Source organism: Chitinophaga eiseniae (assembly GCF_900167135.1).
In the GTDB taxonomy this organism is placed as follows: domain Bacteria; phylum Bacteroidota; class Bacteroidia; order Chitinophagales; family Chitinophagaceae; genus Chitinophaga; species Chitinophaga eiseniae.
Window position 1 is genome coordinate 1,414,272 of the sequence record NZ_FUWZ01000001.1, and the last position, 22,459, is coordinate 1,436,730.

Below are 22,459 nucleotides of genomic sequence, written 5' to 3' on the forward strand. Positions count from 1 at the left end.
TGACAATTACGACAAATGTAAAACGCAATTTTCATATTAAAATTTTTTGACCGTATAAGATACATGGCGATTATTAATTATCTTGTTCCCCGATTTCATATTACAACCATCTAAATCGCGTGAAAACACAGCCCTTACGCTCAGAGAAAAACTGTCTCAACTGCGGTACGGAGGTCCCGGAACGTTATTGTACACACTGTGGACAAGAAAATACAGTTCAACACGAAAGTTTCGGTCACCTGGCTGGTCACGTCGTGGCCGACATCGTCCACTACGATTCCCAGTTCCTGACCACCTTCAAATACCTTATCATCCGCCCCGGCTTTCTGACCAAAGAATACTGGGCCGGCAGAAGGGTACGGTATGTCAATCCCATCAAACTATACGTTTTTATCTCTTTTGTATTTTTCCTGTTCTTTGCCATCCTTACCCACACGCCGGAGCAGCCTGCCAAAAAGAAAGTGAAAGCGCCAAAGAAAGAAGGGGTCGTTGACCTCAGCGCCATGAACACAGCATACAACAGCGTGGCCCAGTTTGACTCGCTGCAGGCGGCCCTGCCTCCGTCGAAACGCCTTACAGGCGTGGAATACCGCTGGCAGCGACGGATAGCAGCGTTAAAAGAAGGCGGCAAAACAGCAGATGACGTCATCATAGAGATGTTCTCCCATAACCTGCCCAAAATCATGTTCCTCCTGATGCCACTGTTTGCATTAATGGTGAAATGGACCCATCGCAAACGAAAACTGGTATATACGGACCACGCCATTTTTACCATCCATATCCACTCGTTTTTGTTTATCATCCTGTTTGTGGGGCTGGTCCTGCGTTTCTTTGTGCACGATGATCTGCCGCTGGACCTGGCCTACTGGGGCGGCTTCTTCTACCTGGTATTTGCGCTGAAAAGCGCATACCAGCAGGGTTTCCTGAAATCGTTTGTGAAAGGCGCCCTGCTTTTCTTCGGCTATATATTTTTCGCCATGCTGGTATTCATGGGTTTCATATTCGCAGTACTGTCAGTTTAAATTTTTATCTCACAACCATCTACATCGCGTGAAAACACAACCCTTACGCTCAGAGAAAAACTGTCTCAATTGTGGTACGGAAGTACCGGAACGTTTTTGCCCCCGCTGCGGTCAGGAAAATACGGTGCAACACGAAAGCTTCGGCCACCTCGCAGGCCACGTGGTAGCGGATATCGTCCACTACGATTCCCGGTTCTTTACTACCCTCAAATACCTCACCATACGCCCCGGCTTCCTGACCAGGGAATACTGGGCCGGCAGAAGGGTACGTTATGTCAATCCGATCCAGCTATACATCTTCATATCTTTTATCTTTTTCTTCTTCTTCCTCACACTGGCCAACAGCCCGCGGAAACAGGGCGCCAAACCCGGTATCCAGTCGGAACTGGCGGATATAAAGGTGGGCGATATCAACGCACAGTATAAAAGCGTGGCGGAATTTGATTCCGTACAGGCTTCATTACCGCCTGAAAAACGCCTCACAGGACTGGAAGCCCGCATAGAGCGCCGCATGGCCAAAATGCGGGAAAACAAACAAAGCGCTAAACAACTGATCAAGGGACTTTTTACCGACAACCTGCCCAAAATCATGTTCGTCCTCATGCCGCTGTTCGCCCTGATGGTGAAATGGAGCCATCGCAAAAGAAAACTGGTATATGTAGATCACGCCATCTTCACCATCCACCTCCACTCTTTTTTGTTTATCATCCTCTTCGTGGGACTGGTGATACGTTATTTTGTGCACGACGATCTGCCGCTGGATATCGCCTATTGGGGCGCATTCTTCTACCTGGTATTCGCACTGAAAAATGCCTACCAGCAATCGTTCCGGAAATCACTCGTGAAAGCAATCCTGCTGTCCTGCGGCTATTTCTGCATCGCGGTAACACTGTTCGTACTGGTGCTGCTCCTGACACTGACCGTTTATTGATAACTTTTCTTTAAATTGAGTGATGCAACCGGAATTTATTATCATACACCAACAGGTGGCGCCCTATGTAGCCCACATCCAGTTAAACAGACCCAAGGAACTGAATGCTCTGAATCTCCAGCTGATGGGGGAACTGCGGGATGCCCTGAAACTGCTCGACGCAGATGACCAGGTGAGGGCCATCGTCCTCAGTGGCAATGAAAAAGCTTTCGCTGCCGGCGCTGACATTAAACAGATGGCAGAAAAATCAGCCATCGATATGTTTAATACCGACCAGTTCAGCACCTGGGATACCATCAAAAAAACAAAGAAACCCATCATCGCTGCGGTAAGCGGCTTTGCCCTTGGCGGTGGCTGCGAGCTGATGATGCTCTGCGATATGATCGTGGCCAGCGAAACAGCCCGCTTTGGTCAACCGGAAATCAAACTGGGCGTAATGCCCGGCGCCGGCGGCACCCAGCGCCTCACCCGCGCGGTCGGTAAAGCCCTCGCCATGGAAATGGTGCTGACAGGCCGCTTTATTACGGCACAGGAAGCCCTTCAGGCTGGCCTGATCAACCGGGTAGTACCGGTGGAACTGTTTCTGCAGGAAGCGATCAAACTGGCTGGCGAAGTGGCGGCCATGGCCCCGCTGGCGGTAAAAATGGCGAAAGAGGCCGTCCTCAAAGCTTTTGATACCACCCTCGATGAAGGCCTGCACTTCGAAAGGAAAAACTTCTACCTGCTCTTCGCCTCGGCCGACCAGAAAGAAGGAATGCAAGCCTTTATGGAAAAAAGGACCCCCGACTTCAAAGGACAATAACCAACAGGAAATACAACAGCTTGAAAAACCATTAAACTTTTTTGTTATTTGAATTGTTAACCTGATATGGACGTTTGGGCCCGTATGTAACGAAAGCGCAGGGGAGTGGTACCCGGCAGCTTCGGCAACCTGTTTGTATTGATGACTAAAAATTTAACCATGATCGTTAAGTTGTTACCTGTAACGCTGTTCCTGTTCGGCATCTGCACAACGGCCTGTAACGGCCCCGCCCAGGAAATCAGGGCGGTCATGCTGGCAGATGATACCACCGTGCCCCTCACAGATACCATGATCGCCAATAAAGACACCATCCAGACCGACAGGGTCGACTCCTGGAAGAAGTTTGAACAATATAAAGGACAGTTTGCGGAAGAAGTAGGACTGCTGGAACAGGAACCCATGAAATCCCGGCTCAGCCACCTCCTGGGGAAAAACCACAAAACCTTCCTGGAACGCTTTAAGGTATGCCCGCCCATCGAAGTGGAAGACAGCATCCTCTTCAACCAGGGCCGTATGCCCGATAACGCCGGCCCCTACGAAGCAGCCGTCGCTGTGGATATGGACCGCGATATCATTTACGCCGCCTACTCCTTCCATAAAAAAGTCATGATCTTCGCAGAAAAAAATGATACTGCCTACCCGAAGAAATTCAGAGAATGGCTGAACCGGTAGTTGCTCGCCAAGCCGTCACGCAAAGGCGCAAAGCAGCAAAGGCGCAAAGATTTTTTTAAGTTTAAATAAGAAAGCAAAGGAGCGAAGATCACATTTGATCTTCGCTCCTTTGCTTTCTGTGCTCGCTTATTTCTTCTTTGCGCCTTTGCTGCTTTGCGCCTTTGCGTGACGGCTTGGCGAGGCTATTTATCAAACTTATTCTTCAACGCTGCCAGCTTCGCCTGGAAATCATTCAAAGGCGCTTCTTTGGCTGGTTTTTCCCGGCGCTCATCGCGACGATCGTCCCTGCGCTCATCCCGGCGTTCCTTACGCGGTCCGCCGCCACCCTGGCCTTTCTCCTGGTCTTTCATAGACAGGGAGATGCGTTTCCGGGCGATGTCCACCTCCAGTACGGTCACCTGTACTTTCTGGTTCAGCTTCACCGCTTCGTTGGGGTTGCTGATGAACTTATTGGACATATGGGAGATATGCACCAGGCCATCCTGTTTTACGCCGATGTCCACAAAAGCGCCGAAAGCGGTGATGTTGGTCACTACGCCAGGTAGTACCATACCGGCTTTCAGGTCCTCCATTTTGTGGATGCCTTCCGCATATTCAAAGATCGCTATCTCGTCGCGCGGGTCGCGGCTGGGCTTGGCCAGCTCTTTCAGGATATCCTCGATGGTAAGCATCCCGGCGTCTTCACGCACGAAGTCTTTCGGATTGATTTTTTTCCGCAGGTCTTCCTGGCCGATCAGCTCCTCAATAGTGCAGTGCTGCTTCTCGGCGATTTCTTTCACGAGAGCGTAGCGCTCAGGGTGTACCGCGGAATTGTCCAGCGGGTTATCGCCGTTTTCGATACGAAGAAAGCCGGCACACTGTTCAAAGGCTTTGTCGCCCAGCCGGTGTACCTTCTTCAGCTGCGTACGGTTGCTGAAAGCGCCGTTTTCCTTGCGGTATTTCACGATGTTTTCGGCGAGGGAAGGGCCCAGGCCGGAAACATAGGCCAGCAGGTGCTTGGAGGCGGTATTGAGATTCACGCCCACATTGTTCACGCAGCTTACCACCACGCGGTCCAGGCTCTGTTTCAGGGACGACTGGTTCACGTCGTGCTGGTACTGGCCCACACCAATGGACTTAGGGTCGATTTTCACCAGTTCCGCCAGCGGATCGATCAGCCTGCGGCCGATGGATACGGCGCCGCGCACGGTCACGTCCTGGTCGGGGAACTCTTCACGGGCTACTTCGGAAGCGGAATACACGGAGGCGCCGCTTTCGTTCACCATAAACACGTTGATTTTCTTACCGAAATCGATCTTTTTAACGAACTCTTCTGTTTCGCGGCCGGCGGTACCGTTACCTACCGCGATGGCGGCGGTATCGTACCGGTTCACCCATTTTTTCAGCAGGGCTTCGGCATCGTCCCGCTTGTAGTTCTTTTCCAGCGGGAAAATAACGTCATGGTCCAGCATATTGCCCTGGTTGTCCAGCGCTACGGTCTTACAACCGGTCCGGTAACCCGGATCGATGGCGATCACGGCCTTAGGGCCCAGCGGCGCTGCCAGCAGCAGCTGACGCAGGTTCTCTGCAAACACGTCGATAGCCTCGGTATCTGCCTTGTCTTTGGCCACCGCCCTGAATTCATTTTCCAGGGAAGGACGCAGCAGGCGTTTGTAAGCATCTGCGCCGGCTTTGGCCACCTGCTCGGAGGCAGCGCCCTTGCCAGTCACAAACTGTTTGTTGATCAGCTCCATGGCCTCTTCTTCCTGCGGCGCTATGGTGCTGAACAGTATACCCTCAGACTCGGCACGCAGAATAGCCAGTACCCGGTGGGACGGCACTTCGCGCAGGTCTTCGGAAAAATCGAAATAATCCTTGTATTTATTGCCTTCCTCTTCCTTGCCTTCGGCTACCTTGGAAGTCATCTTGCCGGTATGGGTGAAGAGCTTACGCAGCTTGTCACGGCACTCGGCGTTCTCGTTGATCCATTCAGCGATAATGTCGCGGGCGCCTTTCAGGGCCTCTTCCGAAGTGGCCACCTGCTCGTTGAGGAAGGTCTCCGCAGCGGCGGTATCGCCGTCCTGCTGATTAAACAACAGCTGGGCCAGCGGCTCCAGCCCCTTCTCAATGGCCACAGTGGCGCGGGTCTTGCGTTTGGGCTTGTAGGGAAGATAAATGTCCTCCAGCGCTGCCAGTACCCAGGTGCCCTCCAGCTTCTCCAGCAGCTCAGGGGTCATTTTCTCCTGCTCCGTAATGGTTTTGATGATAAACTCACGACGGTCGTCCACTTCCTTGTAACGCTTTTGCAGGTCTTCTATCTTACCGATCTGCACCTCATCCAGACTGCCCGTCATCTCCTTGCGGTAACGGCTGATAAAAGGTACGGTAGACCCTTCAGACAACAACACCATGGTGTTCTCTGCCTGTTTGGCGGAGATGCCCAGTTCGGATGAAATAAGCGTAATGTGTTTCGGATTCATATCAATACTTTTTGGGATTTTTTTATGTTGACAGCAAGCCCTGATGCCTTTATTTTAACCGGTAGACGGCCAGCTGCCAAATACTAAAATCGCTGAATTTTTTACAGCTCGCAAATGTAATTAAAAAGCCTTTCAAACAGAAAGCAATTTTCCCCCATTCCCTGCTGTCCGTAAAATGCCAAAATGACAAAATCTCTCTGTATTTTTACGGCCATGGAAAAGACAGCTACATTCAACAGATTGTTACAGATAATGGACGATTTAAGGGAAAAATGCCCCTGGGACCGCAAACAAACCATCCAGACCCTGCGGCAGCTGACCATTGAGGAAACCTACGAGCTGGCAGACGCCATCACGGAAGAAGACTGGAAGTCCATTAAGGAAGAACTGGGAGATATCCTCCTGCACATCGTCTTCTACGCTAAAATAGGCTCCGAACAACAACAATTCGATATCAACGATGTTATCAACGGCGTATGTGATAAACTGATCGCCAGACATCCCCATATCTACGGCGACGTAAAAGTACAGGACGAAGAAGAAGTGAAACAAAACTGGGAAAAACTTAAACTGAAAGAAGGTAAAAAATCTGTCCTCAGCGGTGTTCCCGTGTCCCTCCCGGCCCTCGTAAAAGCGATGCGCCTGCAGGAAAAAGCCAAACAAACAGGCTTCGAATGGGACAACACCAGCCAGGTATGGGATAAAGTGAAAGAAGAGGTGAACGAACTGGAAGAAGTAGTGAACACCGGCGACCAGAACGCCATCGAAGCGGAATTCGGTGATGTGATGTTCTCCCTGGTCAACTACTCCCGCTTCCTCAATATCGACGCGGAAAACGCCCTGGAACGTACCAACAAAAAATTCCAGCGCCGCTTTCAGCATATGGAAGCCCTCGCACTGGAACAAGGCCGCCGCCTCAACGATATGAACCTAACGGAAATGGACACACTCTGGAACAAAGCAAAAGAGTTAGGAATTTAGATATTTAGATATTTTGATATTTGGTTATTGGGGGTTCGCACTGCCAAACTCACAAATTTCAAAATTCCAAAATTTCAAAATTTCAAAATTTCAAAATTTCAAAATCCGTAAATCCAATAACCCAATAACAAAATATCTAAATACTTAAATCCTTTTGGTTGATATAAAAGAAATACGCCTCTTCTTCCTCCGGCACGGATACCTGTTGATCGTTGCAGCATGGCTCTTCACCTTCGCCTTCCTGTTCAGCAACTACTGGGCGTACTATTCCTCCCCCCAGGGCGTGAAACGAAGCATCGAGAAAAGCCTGCACCAGCGCGAACAGTCATTCGATAAACTGCTGAAAGATACCGCCGTCGTCAACAGCCTTTTTCAACGTTCTTACGATGAAAAAACACTGGACCGCATCGGTAAACGCGACTACTTCGTGTTCGCCTACGACTCCAGCGCACAAGGTACCTGGCTCACTTTCTGGAGCACCAGCCAGGTGCAGCCGGAAGAAATGCAGGACGTGCTGAAGCCAGGCGCACAGTTCATGAAACTGAAAAACGGGTATTACGAAATCATTACCCGTCAACTGAAAGGAGGGGGCAACCACCAGCATTTTGTCGTAGCTGCCATCCCGGTCCGCATGGAATATGCTATCCGGAACAACTTCCTCATCAGCCATTTCTATAATAAAGCGGAACTGGGCGCAGAATACACCGTCCACGTGGACCTCCCCGGCCTGATATTACCCGATCATACCATCCTGCCGGTGAAAAACGGGTACGACGAAACCCTGTTTTTCCTCGACTATAATAAAAGCATCCGCGCACAACCTCCCAACAACCTCAGTGTTGTCCTGCGCGTACTGGGATGTATCTGCGTGCTCATCTTCTTTAACCTGTTCGCTACGCTGCTGGCCAAAAACACCAACCCGCTCTACGGGTTCCTGTTCCTCTTCCTCATGGTCTTCGGCCTCCGCGTGCTGAGTTACGTATACCCCTTCCCGTTCAACCTCCGCGCGCTCAACGTATTCGATCCGGTCATCTACGCGAAAGATGAAATATTCTATTCGCTGGGTGACCTGCTGCTCAACGTACTGCTGGCCTTCTGGATGATCCTTTTCTTCCGGGAACACGTAAAAACGATCAACCTGCCGGTGCTCCGCAAACGCTGGCTGCAAAGCATCGTGATCATCGTGGCCAGCCTCCTGCTGTACATGGTGGAACAGTTCCTGGCAGACCTGATCCAGAGCCTGGTGATAGACTCCCGCATCTCGTTTGATGTGACCAACCCCTTCAGTCTCAACGAATACAGCCTGATAGGGTTTGTGGTGCTCGGCTTCATCTCTTTCAGCTTCCTGTTTTTCTCCCAGATCATCAACTACCTGCTCAATGAGCTCACCAACTTCCAGTACCGCACCAAATACGTGTGGCTGGCGGCGGTAGGCATCATCTGGCTGCTGTTCCGCATCCATAACCCGGAACTGCCGTTCTCCGTGGCCATGGTCATCTGGCTGCTGCTGTACATCGTGCTGCTCGATTTCCTGGCCGACCGTTTTGAAAGCAGTGTGGCCACCGTGCCTTTCCTGTTCTGGCTCTTCCTGCTCACCATCACCACCTCCGGCGCACTGGTGTATTACAACGACCAGAAAGAACTGTCCGCCCGCGAAAAACTGGCGGCCGATCTCTCCAAACAGAAAGACCCGTACCTGGAAATGCTGCTCAATGACCTGGGCAAAAAAATTGAACACGACGAATACATGCAGTACTTCTTTATGGACAAAGGAAGTAAACAGTCCAAAGCCCGCATGGAAGAAGTGCTGCTGCAGAATTATTTCCAGGGATACCTGAGCCGCTTTGATGTGGCGTTCTACCCGTACGATGAAAACGGCCAGCCAATCTATCAGGGAGATACCACCAGCCTGATTTCGTTCAACCGCCGTATGTTCTTTGAGTCGGAAGCTTCGCCCACAGACGCCAGCGGCAACGACCTCTATTACTACGAGCCCAGTTTCAACGACTATAACTATATCGGTAAGAAAGAATTTCATAACCCGGTGGACAACACGGGCACCGGTTGGCTGGTATATGTGCTCAAACCCAAGATATTCAGCCAGGAACGGCTCTATCCCGAATTGCTGGTGGAAGGGGACCTTTATGACCGCAGCCGGGAATCGCAGGCCAACTACTCCTATGCCATCTATGATAAAGGCGTGCTGGTAAGCCATTACAGCGATTACCCGTTCCCCATCCGGCTGTATCCCGGCGATGTGCCGCCCGGTGAGCTGACCATCAAGGATGTAGCCGGGCACTCGGAAATGATCTATCGCGCTTCGCCTGAAAAAGTGGTGTTTGTGGTAAAACAAAGCCGTACGTTCGTAGAGTTCATCACGCTTTTTGCGTACATGTTCTGCCTGTTCCTGTTGATTATCGTGATATACAAGATGTTTGACCTGCTCATTAAGGCGCGTATGCGCCTCAGCAACATACGGGCGTTGATCAACATCAGTATCCGCAAAAAAGTACATGGCACCATCATCTTTGTCGTGGTGTTCTCTTTCGTGATACTCGGTATCACCACCACCATGTTCTTCATCTGGCGCTCGGAAGTGCAGAACCGCGAAAGGCTGAGCAAAACGATGGGAGAGGTGGCCACCGATGTGGAAACAGTATTCCTCAACCAGCGCGACATGGACGAGATCGACAATATGTATGATCCCGTGTTTAAAGAAAAATTGACAGCCGCACTGGGCAACATCGCCAACGAGCGGGCGCTCGATATCAACGTGTACGATGCCGACGGTAACCTGCGGCTCACCACGCAGCCGCTGATGACGGAAAAAGGGCTGATCTCCGGTAAAATGGAGCCTATGGCCTATTACGAGATATCCCGCCTGCAGCATATCCAGTTCATACAAACAGAAAAGATCGGCAGTATGCCGTTCCTCTCTGGTTATATGCCGCTGCGCAACCGCAGCGGAGATGTGATGGCGTATCTCAATGTCCCTTATTTCGCTACGCAGACGGAGCGTAACCAGCAGATCTCCAACTTCCTCGTGGCTTTGATCAACTTCAACGCGTTCATCTTCCTCATCGCGGGGATGGTGGCGCTGCTGATCACCAATTCCATTACCCGTTCGTTCTCGCTGGTAACGGAGAAGCTGCGGCATGTGAACCTGGGGCAGCGCAACGATGAAATCGAATGGGACAAAGACGACGAAATCGGCGCGCTGGTAAAAGAGTACAACAAAATGGTGCGGAAGCTGGAAGTGAGCGCCGCGCGGCTGGCCAAGAGCGAAAGGGAAGGGGCCTGGCGGGAAATGGCGCGGCAGGTGGCCCATGAGATCAAAAATCCGCTGACGCCCATGAAACTGAGCATACAGTACCTCCAGCGGGCAATTGCCGGCGACTCCCCCAATGTGAAAGCGCTGTCCACTAATGTGGCCCGTACGCTCGTGGAACAGATAGAACACCTGTCCAATATCGCTTCCGACTTCTCGGCCTTTGCCCGTATCGGGGAGCCCAACAACGAGGTGGTGCTGCTGAACGAAGTCCTGTCATCGCTGACAGGCTTGTACCAGACACAGGAAGATTGTAGCATCGAATACGTGGAACCGGGCAGGCCGCTGTACGTTTTTGCCGATAAAACCCAGATGAACCGGTTGTTTACCAACCTGTTGCTCAACGCTATCCAGGCTATTCCGGAGGAAACCGAAGGCCATATCCGGGTGCGGCTGCAGGAAACGGCCGACCATTACGTGATTGTGAGCGTGGCCGACAATGGGGGAGGGATCTCACCGGAAGTGCAGTCCCGGATTTTTGTGCCCAACTTCACCACCAAATCATCCGGTACAGGGCTGGGGCTGGCCATGTGTAAAAATATTGCAGAGCAGACAAGAGGGGAGATCTGGTTTGAAACCAAGCTCAATGAAGGGACCACCTTTTATGTGAAGCTTCCGCTTCATGAGGGGCAATAATAATATTTCTCATTTCCCGTTCGCCGGAATGTTGCGGGGAGCAGTAGGGACTAAAAACAAAAAAAGGCAAACCGGATGGTTTGCCTTTTCTCAATATCTTTTTCTCTATGCTCTTAGTTACCGCTGTGGAAGCTCTCCTGGATCTTTTCCAGCAGTTTACTTTCGATCATTTGTTGTGCCAGCAGGATCATATTTTTGAAGGCAACGTTCTGGGAAATACCGTGACCGATGATCACCGGTTTGTTAACGCCCAGCACGGGAGTGCCGCCATAGGATTCTGAGTCGAGTTTGTTCAGGTATTCATCGTTGATATTGCGTCTTGCCGCGATATCGTAGATGGACTCGGCCATTTTCAGGATAATGTTGCCGGTAAAACCTTCACATACAATGACATCGGCTTTTTCAGATAAAACATCTCTGCCTTCGATATTTCCGATGAAATTGATTTGTTTGTTTTCTTTTAACAGCGGGTAGGTGGCCTGGGCCAGTAAGTTGCCTTTGCCTTCTTCTTCGCCGATATTCAGCAGACCAACCTTTGGATTGTCGACCTTCAGGATGTGTTTGGAATACAGGGAACCCAGAATAGCAAATTGCACCAGGTTTTCAGGTTTACAGTCAGCGTTGATACCTACATCCAGCATTAGTCCTTGTGAACCGTTTTCACGGGGGACCAGGGTAGAAATAGTAGGGCGTTGCACTCCTTCGATGGCTTTAATGGAATAAAAGGTGCCTACCATCATGGCGCCGGTATTGCCTGCGCTGATGAAAGCATCTATTTTCTCATTTTTTAATAAATGAAAGCCAATAGAGATGGAGGATTGTGGCTTCTCCTTCAGTGCCTTGGTAGGGTGTTCATTCATCCCGATTACCTGGGATGAATGAACAACTGAATATTTTGATTGGTCCACCTGCGCTTCCGCTAATAAAGGGACCAGTTGTGACTCGTCCCCTATCAGTACCAGATGCGCATCAGATGCAACGGTGTCTAAAAATAACTTTACTCCTTTTACTGCTGCTGCGGGGGCAAAATCGCCGCCCATCATATCAAGCCCGATTCTCATGTAACTCAAGTTTGTCTTGTTAGCTCGGGTAAAAATAGTAAAATAATTATTTAGCTGCGCTCTGTTTTTCCAACACTACTTTTCCTTTGTAGTACAGTTTGTTTTCTACCCAATGAGCACGATGTCTCAGGTGCACTTCACCGGTTGCGCTGTCTGTGCTTAATGTATCCGCTACCGCCTTGTAATGCGTTCTTCTCTTTGCTGATCTCTGCTGAGAATGTCTGCGTTTAGGATTTGGCATTTTATTTAATTTTTAATTGTCCTTAAATTTATCCAATCCTTTCCAGATTGGGTTATCGTTCTCTTTTGCCTGCTGGTTCATACGCTCCAGCATTTCTATTACCTTTGGGTCACATCCGCTTTTGCCATCGGCAGTGTCAGGATGGATGCGTTGCATCGGAATGCTCAGCAGGATAAACTCGTATATCCATTCCGCCACGTTCAGATGGCTCTCGGTCTTGGAAATATACGCTACATCCGGATCTGCGTCTTCACTGGCCATTTCTTCGGGATTGTCCGCCATTTTCACAATCTGGTTGAACTCATCCCAGAGCTGCAGCTCGTAAGGCTGCCCACAACGGTCGCAGGTAACTGTTACCGTACCGCCGATCTCAAACTTCAGTAAAAAGAAATTTACTTTCTTGTCCAGCGTCAGGTTCACCGTCGCCTTACAATCACTGAAGTCCCTTTCTCCTTCAAAATGCTCAAAGAAACTTTCCCCGATCTCATACTGAAATGAATGCACCCCTGGTTTTAATCCAACAAAGGCTATCTCAAATTCGCGGAGTGGTTTCATATCAATGTCCTCACTTTTAGAGGGATGCAAAGGTAATTAAATATTTGCAATTGCAAAAATTTCATAAATTTGTTCACTTTCGATATCCGGATTATATATATTTATATATCGGAATATCATCCATATTGCTGTTGCTAAACAGCGGGAGTGAGCCGCAAAGGTAAGGATTTCCACCTTTATCTCATACCTGTTTTTTGCAATACAACCGTGAAAATTGAAAACCTGAAGTCCCCTGGCCATCATAACCAATGACATCCAAAGGAAAGAACGCAAGGAAAATCCCGGCTCCTGACACGGCCCCCACGGCTGCCCGTGACACCCCGGACATCTGCTCGCTGCCTATCCACGCATGGCTCAGCCATACCAGCGCCGGTATCCTAGTGACAGATGAGGACTTCCGTTGCTGCTGGACAAACGACGTTTTATCCGGGCGCCTGCCACATCCCATCCCGGAAAATCTGCCTTTTGACGACCTCATCCAGCTGCTGAAACCACTCGTTACCGGTCCGGATGCCTTCGCCACCAAAATGAATGCCGTCAGAAGCGAAAAAAAAGCCCTTTTTGGCTGGGAACTCGTGCTGGAGACGGGAACGACCGTAGAAGTGGCCTATACCCCCGTTTTCGACGGTCCGGGCTTTAAAGGCAGCATCTGGCAGGTCATCAATATCACCCGCAAATACCACGTTCAGGAAGAAATAAAACGCAATGAGCACAAATTCCGCGTCATGCTCAATAACCTGAACGCGGCCATGTGCGAAACCGACCTCGACGGTAACATCACCCGCGTATACGAAAGCTTCTGCCGCCTCTCCGGCTACTCGGAAGGGGAACTGCTGGGCAAAAATATCACCGACGTGTTCGTGCCGGAAGAAAACAGGGCCTTCGCCCGCGCTCTCCGCCGTAAACGCCTCTCGGAAAACGTTCCCCTGGTCTATGATATGGAAATTGTGCTCAAGGACGGCTCCCGCAGATGGGTGCTCGCCAGCTCGGCAAACGTATACGACCGCAACGGTAACATCACGGGCGGCGCCGGCATTCACATGGACATCACCGGGCAGAAACGCCTCCAGCGAGACCTGGAAAACGCCCGCCACCTCGCCGAAGAAGCCCGCATCGCCCAGAAAGACTTCCTGGCCAGCATGAGCCACGAAATACGCACCCCCCTCAACGCTATCATCGGCATGGCGCACCTCCTCGAGGAAACCAGCCTCGACCCGCAGCAAAAGGAATATGTCAACATCCTGAAACACTCCTCCGGCATACTGCTGGGCATCGTCAGTGATATTCTCGATATTTCCCGCATAGAAGCAGGCGAACTGCAGGTCAACCAAAGGGAATTCAACCCCCGCGAACTGATACAGTCCCTCCGCCATACCTTTGAGCTTAAACTGGGCCGGCGCCCCGTCACCATCACGGCCGAACTGGACGCCAACCTCAATACCTGGCTCATTGGCGATGACGTGCTGCTGAACCAAATATTACTCAATTTGTTAGGAAATGCAGAGAAATTCACCAGCGAAGGAGAAATAGCCATTAAAGCCACCCAGGAAAGCTGGCTCGATAATACCATCTGGGTCCGCTTCCGGGTCTGCGATACCGGCATCGGTATCCCGAAAGATAAACTGGAACTGATTTTCCGCAACTATAAACAGGCAGAAGCAGATATCCGCGAAAAATACGGCGGCACCGGCCTCGGCCTCGCCATCGTGAAACAACTCGTGGAACTGCTCGGTGGCACCATCAGCGTGGAAGATTGCCAGGGATACAATACCTGCTTCGTCTTTGACCTCCCGTTCATGGACAGCAGAAAACCTATCTCGGCCTCGGGTATTAAACCCCGTAAAAAAGGGAAACAACGTACCTTTGAGGAAGCCCGTGTGCTGGTAGTGGAAGACAATCAGATGAACCTGCGCTACATGATGAGCCTCCTGGATAAATATAAAATCAATTACCAGCTGGCCACCAATGGACCCGATGCCACATGGTTTCTCAATGCCCGGCAGTATGACCTTATCCTCATGGATATCCGTATCCCCGGTATGAATGGATTAGAACTGGCCCAACAAATCAGGACAGATGAAAACCAATTTAATGTGGCAACGCCTATTGTCGCCACCACCGCTGTAGCCATGGAAAATACCGCCGCCACCGTCAGGGCCGCGGGCATCACCGATATACTTATTAAACCGTATACACCGGATCAGCTACTACAGATCTTTAACAAATATCTCAACGAAGAAGAAACAGAACTAATAATGGAAGAAGAAGTGCAGAATATCAGCGGATTTGAGTTCCACCCGGAATTGGACGTTAAATATCTCACAGCGCTCTATGAGAACAATATTTCCTATGCGGCCGACTTGTTTGAAATATTTATCCGGACCATCCGGGACGAAATCAAAAAACTAAAAGCGATCGTAGACACCGGCGACTGGGAGCGGGTGAAGTTCCAGGTACATAAACTGAAACCCAACTTCGCCATGGTAGGCCTCACCTGGATCAGCGCCAAAATGCAGGAACTGGAAAACTACCTCCGCACCGGGGAACCGCAACAGCCCGAAAGCGCCACCCGCCTGTTCGATGAAATCGTGGCGGACGTGGATAAATACTATCCCGTAGTGGATGAGGAATATGCCCGTATGCGGGAATTTGTGGACGCTGCCTCCCATCCCCATCAATAGGCCTGCAACACCTCCCGGATGCTGTTGTAGTAGTTGCCGCCAAATAATAACATATGTACCAGCAAAGGATATAACTGGCAAACACCGATCCGCTGTTGCCATCCCGGCGACAGCGGCCAGGCTGCCTGATAGGCATAATAAAAACGGGTGTCAAAACCACCAAACAAACGCGCCATGGCCAGGTCCATCTCCCGGTGCCCGTAATACACCGCCGGATCAAACACGCAAGCCCTGCCATCCGGCCCCACCATAAAATTACCCGACCATAAATCCCCATGCAACAACGCCGGCGCCTCGGCCGGGAACAACTGCGGCAACTGCCGGCAAAGCCGCTCCGCCTGCTGCACCATGCCCTGATCTATAATACGCTGGTCATAAGCCATCCGGACCAGCGGCATCAGCCGGTTGAACGCATAAAACACCGGCCAGCTGCTGTAAGGCGTATTGTACTGCCGGACCGTGCCAATATAATTCGGCGCAGGATACCCATAATGTGGCTGCGTTTTCCGGTGCTGTTGCGCCAGCGACTGCGCAAAATGCTCCCAGAAATCCTGTACCGCATTGCCTTTGACCATCAGCTCCATCAACAGGTAAGACTGCCCGTTGCTCTGCCCATAGGCCAGCGGCTGCGGTACCGTCAGCGCCCGCGCACCATGCAACGCCTCCAGACCGGCATACTCGGCGGCAAACATGTCCGGATAACGCCGGGCATCATTCAGCTTCAGGAAAAAATATCCCTCGTTGGTGCCTATACGAAATGTTTGGTTAATATCGCCACCATGTACGCTTTTTGCGTCATTAATATGTATTTTCACTTTCAGCTGTTCGGATAACGCCGCGCTTAGTTGTTTTTGTAGAATTTCATCGATCATGTTTCGCCACTTATATGGAAACAAAAGCCAAAATTAAAAAGAAGATCGTCCGTATTGTATTAACACTCACGGGTATACTGTTGTTAAAGGGATGCTTTGCCTGGAGTAACCGCTTCAGCGAAGCCTGGTTCCATAGGTGGTACAGCAGTATCAGTACGGTGTTTCGACAGTTAACAGGTATAGTGCCATTCAGTGTTGGGGACGTAATATATACCGCCTGGATTGTAACTTCCCTGTTTTATTTGTTAAAACTATGTTATAAACTGGTCCGGATGCAATGGGGAGGAGCCGGCTGGATCACCCTGCGCGGTATCCATTTTGTCCTGAAGCTCTATCTTGCCTTCCTTATCCTCTGGGGATTCAACTATGAACGCAATACCCTGCTGCGTGATACGGGCATCATCACGGGCGACTATAACACGCAGCAACTTTACCAGCTGTCTGATACTCTGCTGCGGCTCACCAACGCCGAAAAACAACGCCTCGGCGATACCACAGGCGTTACCCTGCCGGATAAAACCACTCCGCTGTTTGCCAGGGCTGCCGCCGCCTACCAGGCCGCCGCGGAACGCTGGCCCGCTTTCCGGTACAAGGCGCCCTGCGTGAAAAAAGCACTCTTCGGCGAATGGCTCAACTATCCCGGGGTAACCGGATACCTCAATCCCTTCACCCTCGAAGCACAGGTCAACACTACCGTACCCACAGTGATACAACCCATCATTACCTGCCATGAAATTGCCCACCAGCTGGGATATGCGCCGGAAGAAGAAGCCAATTTTGTAGGGTATCTTGCTGCTACCAGTATTCAGGATAGCCATTTCCGTTATGCGGCCAATTTTGATATGCTCCTCTATAGCGTACGCCAGCTGGCCGTCAGAGACACCGTGCTGGCAAAGGATATCTGGCGCCGGGCGCTCCCCGGCGTAAAGGCGGATTATAAAAGCATCACTACTTTCTATGAAAAGTATACGGGCAAAGTGGATGACTATTCCACCATCTTGTATGACCAGTACCTGAAGGCGAATAAACAGCAGAAAGGTATCCGCAGCTACAGCGAAGTGACCGGATGGCTGATCGCCTGGTTTAAAATACGCTGACTAGTTCATCATCAGCACGTTCACACTGCGCTGCAGAATATTGAACGCGATCTCGGCCATCAGGTTCTCCCGGTCCAGTGTCGGGTTTACCTCGGTAATTTCAAAGCAGCAGATCTTGCGGTGCTGCATAAACTTGGCAATCAGGTCCTCCGCCTCACGCTCCCTTAAACCATTGCTCACCGGCGTACCGGTACCCTTGGAAATAGAGGCGTCCAGGCTGTCCACGTCGAAAGACACATAGATATAGTCGCAGTCGCTCAGGTAACGGAACACAGACCGGGAAATATTCTCCGGCCCCTTGCGGCGTACTTCATTGGTGGTGATCACCTTCATGCCGTATTGTTTGATCAGGTAGTCCTCTTCCTTCTCATAATCTCTCAGGGAGATGAACACAATATCTTCCGGTAATACCTTGGGAGCGATTTTACCGATGTTTTTCAGGGCATTCCACATACCGGTGGTGGTTTCATCGAGGTCGTGCACCTTGCAGTCCAGGTTGTCCTCCGCAATGGCGGTGGCCAGCGGCATCCCGTGCATATTGCCGGAAGGGGTGGTGTAAGGCGTGTGCAGGTCGGCATGGGCATCTATCCAGATCACGCCCAGCTTGGACTTGGGATGCGCCATTTTCAGCCCGGCAATGGTGGCGCCGGCCGTACTGTGGTCCCCGGAAAGCAGTACGGGGAACCAATTGGCTTTCACCGTTTCACATACGCTTTTGCTGATACGCTCGTACATGTTCACGGTACCCTTGATCCTTTTGGCATAGGGAGACTCAATAGGTTCAAACAGCAGTTTGTTTTCCGTTTCGATCGCTTCGGTGGGGAAGTGTACAAAAAAGTTGCTCATGAAGTCCAGCGCAGCTATCTTGATCGCATCCACCCCCAGGCTCGCGCCCCGGGTACCAGCCCCTATTTCCGACTTGACTTCTATTATTTTGATATTCTTCATAAAGTTTTCATTACCGGCAAGCTACAGGATTTTGGCAGAACACCCAAAGCAGCAGAACCGGCAACGGTAAAAAAAGGACGGATATTGTATGAACCAAATCCAATACAGTGGTGTTATCCTCGCATTTTGTTCAATAATTATCACGATATGGTTGACAACGTTGAATTTTCCCAGTGGCATTTTTTTACGTGCTGATTTATAAATAATTTGGATGCTATCAACTCATCTTTTAAAAACAACTACAACTATAACCATGGACTTTCAACTTACGGAAGAGCATCTTATGATTCAAAAGGCTGCGCGTGATTTCGCCCAAACCGAACTTTTACCGGGGGTGATAGAGCGTGATGAGCATCAGAAATTCCCGGCTGAACAGATAAAAAAACTGGGCGAACTGGGCTTTCTGGGTATGATGGTCAGCCCTAAATATGGCGGCGCAGGTCTGGACACCATCTCCTATGTACTGGCGATGGAAGAAATATCGAAGATAGATGCTTCCGCTTCCGTGGTAATGAGCGTAAATAATTCACTGGTTTGCTGGGGACTGGAAGCCTACGGCACAGAAGAACAGAAACAGAAATACCTTGTGCCGCTGGCTAAAGGGGAAATTATTGGCGCCTTCCTGCTGAGCGAGCCGGAAGCCGGTTCCGATGCCACCTCCCAACGCACCACGGCAGAAGATAAAGGAGACCACTACCTGCTCAACGGCACCAAAAACTGGATCACCAACGGTAACTCCGCCAGCGTATACCTCGTGATGGCCCAAACCCATCCGGAAAAAGGCAGCAAAGGCATCAACGCCCTGATCGTAGAGAAAAACAGCCCGGGCGTAACCGTCGGCGCCAAAGAAAACAAACTGGGCATCCGCGGCAGCGACACCCACAGCATCATGTTCCAGGACGTGGTGGTACCAAAAGAAAACAGGATCGGGGAAGACGGCTTCGGCTTCAAATTCGCCATGAAAACGCTGGGCGGCGGCCGCATCGGCATCGCTTCCCAGGCACTCGGCATCGCCAGCGGCGCGTACGAACTGGCCGTTAAATACTCCAAAGAAAGAAAAGCATTCGGAAAAGAGATATCCCAGCATCAGGCCATCCAGTTCAAACTGGCGGACATGGCCACCAGAATCGAGGCGTCACGCCTGCTCTGCCTCAAGGCAGCATGGGAAAAAGACCAGCACCTCGATTATACCCTCAGTGGGTCTATGGCCAAAGTGTTCTCCTCTGAAACCGCTATGTGGGTGACCACAGAAGCAGTACAGGTACACGGCGGCTACGGCTACGTGAAAGAATACCACGTAGAACGCCTCATGCGCGACGCAAAGATCACCCAGATTTACGAAGGCACCTCCGAAGTGCAGCGTATCGTGATCAGCCGCTCCATCCTGGCGTAATCAGCACCAAATATTCCACAGCGCCCCGGGCCCAAACCCCGGGGCGCTTTATTTTACAGCAGCTTTGTTTATTTTTGCGGGATGGCTATCAATATCAATGCTTACCAGGAAGTGCTGTCCCGGCTGAAGCCCTATAACGCCCAACTGGTGGCGGTTTCCAAAACCAAACCAGCAGAAGACATAGCTGCGTTCTATGCTGCAGGACAGCGCATCTTCGGCGAAAACTACGTACAGGAACTCGTGGACAAACAGGCAGTACTGCCTGCCGACATCGAATGGCATTTTATCGGACACCTCCAGTCCAATAAAGTCAAATACATGGCTCCCTTTGTACACACCATCCATGCGGTAGACAGTCTTAAACTGTTGCAGGAAATCAATAAACAGGCCGCCAAACACCAACGGGTGATCAACTGCCTGCTACAGGTCCATATCGCAGCGGAAGAAACAAAATTCGGCCTGGACGGGCAGGAGTTACAGCAACTGCTCTCTTCGTGGAACAGCCACCAGGCTGATTTTGCAAACATCCGCATCGCCGGCATGATGGGCATGGCCACCAACACCACCAACGAAACACAGGTCCGCCAAGAGTTCCACCAGCTCCACCAGTTATTCGGGTCTGTTAAAACCACATTTTTTAACACACAGGATTATTTCAGGGAACTATCCATCGGCATGAGCGCTGATTATACCATCGCACTGGAGGAGGGCAGTACATTGGTACGCATCGGCAGCCTGCTGTTTGGAGAAAGGAACTACAATCAGTAACTTATGAAACAACTTTGGATCTGCTGCCTGGCAGGTATCGGCTTCACCGCCTGCAACACCGGCACCGCAAAAAAAGAACTCACCAACGGCACCTGGCAGGCCAGCCTGCACCGCGCCGATGGCGCCAACATCGTCTTTAACTTTCTCGTAAAAGACACCGCCGGAAAAAAAGTACTTTATGTACTTAACGCAACAGACAAACTGCTGGTAGACGATGTAAAAGTCTCCGGCGATTCAGTCTTCATTAAAATGCCTTTCTTCGACTCTGACTTTAAAGCCCGCTTCACCGGCGATGGCAGCCTCGAAGGACAATGGACCCGCCACCTCGCGGATAAAGACGTATCAATACCATTTACCGCTAAACCCAACACCGCAGAACGTTTCCCGAAAGGCGCGGCCCCCGCGCAACAGGTGACCGGCCGCTGGGTGACCACCTTCGTGGATAAGGAAAAAGACAAATCCAGCACCGCCATCGGCGAATTCAAACAGATGGGCGACCTGGTATATGGCACTTTCCTCACCACCACCGGCGACTACCGCTTCCTCGACGGCAGCATGGACGGCGATACTCTCCGCCTCTCCACTTTCGACGGCTCCCACGCTTACCTCTTCAAAGCCGTGGTCAAAAAAGACAGTATCGTTGACGGCCGCTTCTTCGCCGGCATCGGCGATCATGTGGAAGACTGGTCCGCCGTGAAAAATGATACCGCCAAACTGCCCGACGAACGCACCATCGCCACCATGAAACCAGGTCAGTCAAAACTCGATTTCACCTTCCCCGATATGAACGGTAACAAAGTCAGCATTAATGACGACCGCTTCAAAAACAAGGCGGTGGTCATCACACTCATGGGCTCCTGGTGCCCTAACTGTATGGACGAAACCGGTTTCCTCAGCGAATGGTACCAGAAAAATAAAGACCGTGGCGTGGAAATCATCGGCCTGGCATATGAACGCACGCCCGACTTCGAAAAATCGCAGAAAGCACTCACCGGCTTCCTCAACCGCTTCAACGTGCAATACCCCGTGCTCATCACCGGCGTAACGCCCGCAGACCCCGAAAAAGGAGAGAAGACGCTGCCCCAGCTGACTGCCATCAAAGGATTTCCTACCACCATCTTCATCGATAAAAAAGGAAATGTGAAAGAAGTACATACCGGCTTCTCCGGACCAGGCACAGGTGATCATTATGAACAGTTCAAAGCCGATTTTGAAAGGTTGATCACCCAGTTGCTCGAATCATAATTTTAACGGATAAATTAGTGCAAATCCTTCCTGGTAAACAGTTACCGGGAAGGATTTGACTTTTTAAGAAAATTTATTTTTTCATCTCTTTCAAAAAGTATTGAAAAATTGAAAAAACTGCCTATTTTACTGCTCCGTTTGACTTTATGAATTCCACCATTATCTAACACGCTTGTCAATCCACCTCCGGAACAATGTCAATATCTGGTATTGTTCCGGCAGGTAACGAAGCCTCCACGTTTAGCCTTGTAAATTCCACGTTTTTTTCTTTCACGCTATCTTAACATTTGCGGTGGCCGTTATGGCCTGATATTTGAAAATCTTGCTTCACTGTGCAGGTTTAAACCACGCACGCGCTTTTTTTGTTAAACCAAATAAAATCTACACATTATGTCTACTACCAAATTTTTAGCAGGAGCAATTGCAGGGTTAACCACCGGGATTATTATTGGTATGTTAACAGCCCCGGAAAGCGGCGATAATACACGCAAAAGGATCAGGCATACTGCGGATGACTGGCGCAACAAAATCAATGGTATGGTAAATCGTGGCGGTGAAGATCTCTCAGACCTGAAAGAAGTATTTGAGAAAGAAATCGACGGACTTCAGGAAGATACCCGCGAACGCGTTTTAAGACTGATCAACAAAGCACAGGGAAAATACAACCGCTTTAAAAAAGAAGCCCTTTCATAAATGTTGGAATTTTTTGATTTACGATTTTTTGATTTAAAGTTCACATATACCCGAAATCAAAAAATCGTAAATCA

Annotated in this window: 18 protein-coding genes; 12 read left to right on the forward strand and 6 right to left on the reverse strand. The window is 50.4% G+C overall.

All coding sequences use genetic code 11. The annotated features are described in order from the left end of the window. The first annotated feature begins 119 nt into the window (after positions 1–119). From B5D63_RS05975 to B5D63_RS05990, 4 genes are all read left to right on the forward strand, one after another. Positions 120–1,022 carry a DUF3667 domain-containing protein gene (locus B5D63_RS05975; protein ID WP_159455907.1) on the forward strand — a complete coding sequence of 301 codons (903 nt, stop codon included), beginning with the start codon at positions 120–122 and terminating at the stop codon, positions 1,020–1,022. Between the two features lie 28 nt (positions 1,023–1,050). After that, a complete protein-coding gene (locus B5D63_RS05980) occupies positions 1,051–1,953 on the forward strand; it encodes a DUF3667 domain-containing protein (protein WP_159455908.1) in 903 nt (300 codons plus the stop codon). A gap of 22 nt (positions 1,954–1,975) precedes the next feature. Further along, entirely contained in the window at positions 1,976–2,755 is a 780-nt protein-coding gene (locus B5D63_RS05985; RefSeq protein ID WP_078667812.1) for an enoyl-CoA hydratase-related protein, read from the forward strand. Positions 2,756–2,914: 159 nt separating this feature from the next. Beyond that, positions 2,915–3,427 (forward strand): hypothetical protein, encoded by a 513-nt coding sequence (locus tag B5D63_RS05990; protein ID WP_143312780.1) that lies wholly within the window; start codon positions 2,915–2,917, stop codon positions 3,425–3,427. A 182-nt stretch (positions 3,428–3,609) separates the two neighbouring features. Here the strand turns inward: B5D63_RS05990 and B5D63_RS05995 are convergent, their stop codons facing one another. Next, positions 3,610–5,886 (reverse strand): Tex family protein, encoded by a 2,277-nt coding sequence (locus tag B5D63_RS05995; protein WP_078667814.1) that lies wholly within the window; start codon positions 5,884–5,886, stop codon positions 3,610–3,612. Positions 5,887–6,069: 183 nt separating this feature from the next. Between B5D63_RS05995 and mazG the strand changes: the two genes are divergently transcribed. Together mazG and B5D63_RS06005 are read left to right on the forward strand one after the other, a co-directional pair. Then, complete coding sequence (mazG, locus tag B5D63_RS06000) at positions 6,070–6,867, forward strand: nucleoside triphosphate pyrophosphohydrolase (RefSeq protein WP_078667815.1); 798 nt, start codon at positions 6,070–6,072, stop codon at positions 6,865–6,867. Between the two features lie 154 nt (positions 6,868–7,021). Further along, positions 7,022–10,831, forward strand: coding sequence for a sensor histidine kinase (locus B5D63_RS06005; protein WP_078667816.1), 3,810 nt, complete (start codon positions 7,022–7,024; stop codon positions 10,829–10,831). A gap of 113 nt (positions 10,832–10,944) precedes the next feature. Here the strand turns inward: B5D63_RS06005 and plsX are convergent, their stop codons facing one another. Genes plsX through B5D63_RS06020 form a run of 3 tightly spaced genes read right to left on the reverse strand, consistent with a single transcriptional unit; the run spans position 10,945 to position 12,688 of the window. After that, on the reverse strand, positions 10,945–11,892 hold the full coding sequence (plsX, locus tag B5D63_RS06010) for a phosphate acyltransferase PlsX (RefSeq protein ID WP_078667817.1): 948 nt from the start codon (positions 11,890–11,892) through the stop codon (positions 10,945–10,947). A 46-nt stretch (positions 11,893–11,938) separates the two neighbouring features. After that, positions 11,939–12,133: a 50S ribosomal protein L32 gene (rpmF, locus tag B5D63_RS06015; RefSeq protein WP_073079237.1), complete on the reverse strand. Its 195-nt coding sequence runs from the start codon at positions 12,131–12,133 to the stop codon at positions 11,939–11,941. Between the two features lie 12 nt (positions 12,134–12,145). After that, positions 12,146–12,688: a YceD family protein gene (locus B5D63_RS06020; protein WP_078667818.1), complete on the reverse strand. Its 543-nt coding sequence runs from the start codon at positions 12,686–12,688 to the stop codon at positions 12,146–12,148. Between the two features lie 248 nt (positions 12,689–12,936). Here B5D63_RS06020 and B5D63_RS06030 point away from each other — a divergent pair, with 248 nt between their 5' ends. After that, entirely contained in the window at positions 12,937–15,369 is a 2,433-nt protein-coding gene (locus tag B5D63_RS06030; protein WP_078667820.1) for a PAS domain-containing hybrid sensor histidine kinase/response regulator, read from the forward strand. Here the strand turns inward: B5D63_RS06030 and B5D63_RS06035 are convergent. After that, on the reverse strand, positions 15,363–16,241 hold the full coding sequence (locus B5D63_RS06035) for a fructosamine kinase family protein (RefSeq protein ID WP_078667821.1): 879 nt from the start codon (positions 16,239–16,241) through the stop codon (positions 15,363–15,365). The two genes, B5D63_RS06030 and B5D63_RS06035, sit on opposite strands and share 7 nt — an antisense overlap. A 14-nt stretch (positions 16,242–16,255) precedes the next feature. Here B5D63_RS06035 and B5D63_RS06040 point away from each other — a divergent pair, with 14 nt between their 5' ends. Next, the gene (locus tag B5D63_RS06040; protein WP_078667822.1) at positions 16,256–17,338 is read left to right on the forward strand and encodes a DUF3810 domain-containing protein; all 1,083 of its coding nucleotides are present in this window, start codon (positions 16,256–16,258) and stop codon (positions 17,336–17,338) included. Here the strand turns inward: B5D63_RS06040 and B5D63_RS06045 are convergent, their stop codons facing one another. After that, positions 17,339–18,286, reverse strand: a complete 948-nt coding sequence (locus tag B5D63_RS06045; protein ID WP_078667823.1) for an arginase — start codon at positions 18,284–18,286, stop codon at positions 17,339–17,341. A 253-nt stretch (positions 18,287–18,539) separates the two neighbouring features. Here B5D63_RS06045 and B5D63_RS06050 point away from each other — a divergent pair, with 253 nt between their 5' ends. From B5D63_RS06050 to B5D63_RS06065, 4 genes are all read left to right on the forward strand, one after another. Then, the gene (locus B5D63_RS06050; protein WP_078667824.1) at positions 18,540–19,679 is read left to right on the forward strand and encodes an acyl-CoA dehydrogenase; all 1,140 of its coding nucleotides are present in this window, start codon (positions 18,540–18,542) and stop codon (positions 19,677–19,679) included. A gap of 81 nt (positions 19,680–19,760) precedes the next feature. Then, entirely contained in the window at positions 19,761–20,447 is a 687-nt protein-coding gene (locus B5D63_RS06055) for a YggS family pyridoxal phosphate-dependent enzyme (protein ID WP_078667825.1), read from the forward strand. A 3-nt stretch (positions 20,448–20,450) separates the two neighbouring features. Next, positions 20,451–21,692 (forward strand): TlpA family protein disulfide reductase, encoded by a 1,242-nt coding sequence (locus B5D63_RS06060; RefSeq protein ID WP_078667826.1) that lies wholly within the window; start codon positions 20,451–20,453, stop codon positions 21,690–21,692. A 390-nt stretch (positions 21,693–22,082) separates the two neighbouring features. Continuing rightward, a complete protein-coding gene (locus B5D63_RS06065) occupies positions 22,083–22,385 on the forward strand; it encodes a YtxH domain-containing protein (RefSeq protein WP_078667827.1) in 303 nt (100 codons plus the stop codon). Positions 22,386–22,459 lie beyond the last annotated feature (74 nt).

Coding starts and splice junctions, on each gene's coding strand:
- B5D63_RS05985 (WP_078667812.1), top strand. CDS start 1,976: ATGCAACCGGAATTTATTATCATACACCAACAGGTGGCGCCCTATGTA.
- B5D63_RS05990 (WP_143312780.1), top strand. CDS start 2,915: ATGATCGTTAAGTTGTTACCTGTAACGCTGTTCCTGTTCGGCATCTGC.
- B5D63_RS05995 (WP_078667814.1), bottom strand. CDS start 5,886: ATGAATCCGAAACACATTACGCTTATTTCATCCGAACTGGGCATCTCC.
- mazG (WP_078667815.1), top strand. CDS start 6,070: ATGACAAAATCTCTCTGTATTTTTACGGCCATGGAAAAGACAGCTACA.
- plsX (WP_078667817.1), bottom strand. CDS start 11,892: ATGAGAATCGGGCTTGATATGATGGGCGGCGATTTTGCCCCCGCAGCA.
- rpmF (WP_073079237.1), bottom strand. CDS start 12,133: ATGCCAAATCCTAAACGCAGACATTCTCAGCAGAGATCAGCAAAGAGA.
- B5D63_RS06020 (WP_078667818.1), bottom strand. CDS start 12,688: ATGAAACCACTCCGCGAATTTGAGATAGCCTTTGTTGGATTAAAACCA.
- B5D63_RS06030 (WP_078667820.1), top strand. CDS start 12,937: ATGACATCCAAAGGAAAGAACGCAAGGAAAATCCCGGCTCCTGACACG.
- B5D63_RS06035 (WP_078667821.1), bottom strand. CDS start 16,241: ATGATCGATGAAATTCTACAAAAACAACTAAGCGCGGCGTTATCCGAA.
- B5D63_RS06040 (WP_078667822.1), top strand. CDS start 16,256: ATGGAAACAAAAGCCAAAATTAAAAAGAAGATCGTCCGTATTGTATTA.
- B5D63_RS06045 (WP_078667823.1), bottom strand. CDS start 18,286: ATGAAGAATATCAAAATAATAGAAGTCAAGTCGGAAATAGGGGCTGGT.
- B5D63_RS06050 (WP_078667824.1), top strand. CDS start 18,540: ATGGACTTTCAACTTACGGAAGAGCATCTTATGATTCAAAAGGCTGCG.
- B5D63_RS06055 (WP_078667825.1), top strand. CDS start 19,761: ATGGCTATCAATATCAATGCTTACCAGGAAGTGCTGTCCCGGCTGAAG.
- B5D63_RS06060 (WP_078667826.1), top strand. CDS start 20,451: ATGAAACAACTTTGGATCTGCTGCCTGGCAGGTATCGGCTTCACCGCC.
- B5D63_RS06065 (WP_078667827.1), top strand. CDS start 22,083: ATGTCTACTACCAAATTTTTAGCAGGAGCAATTGCAGGGTTAACCACC.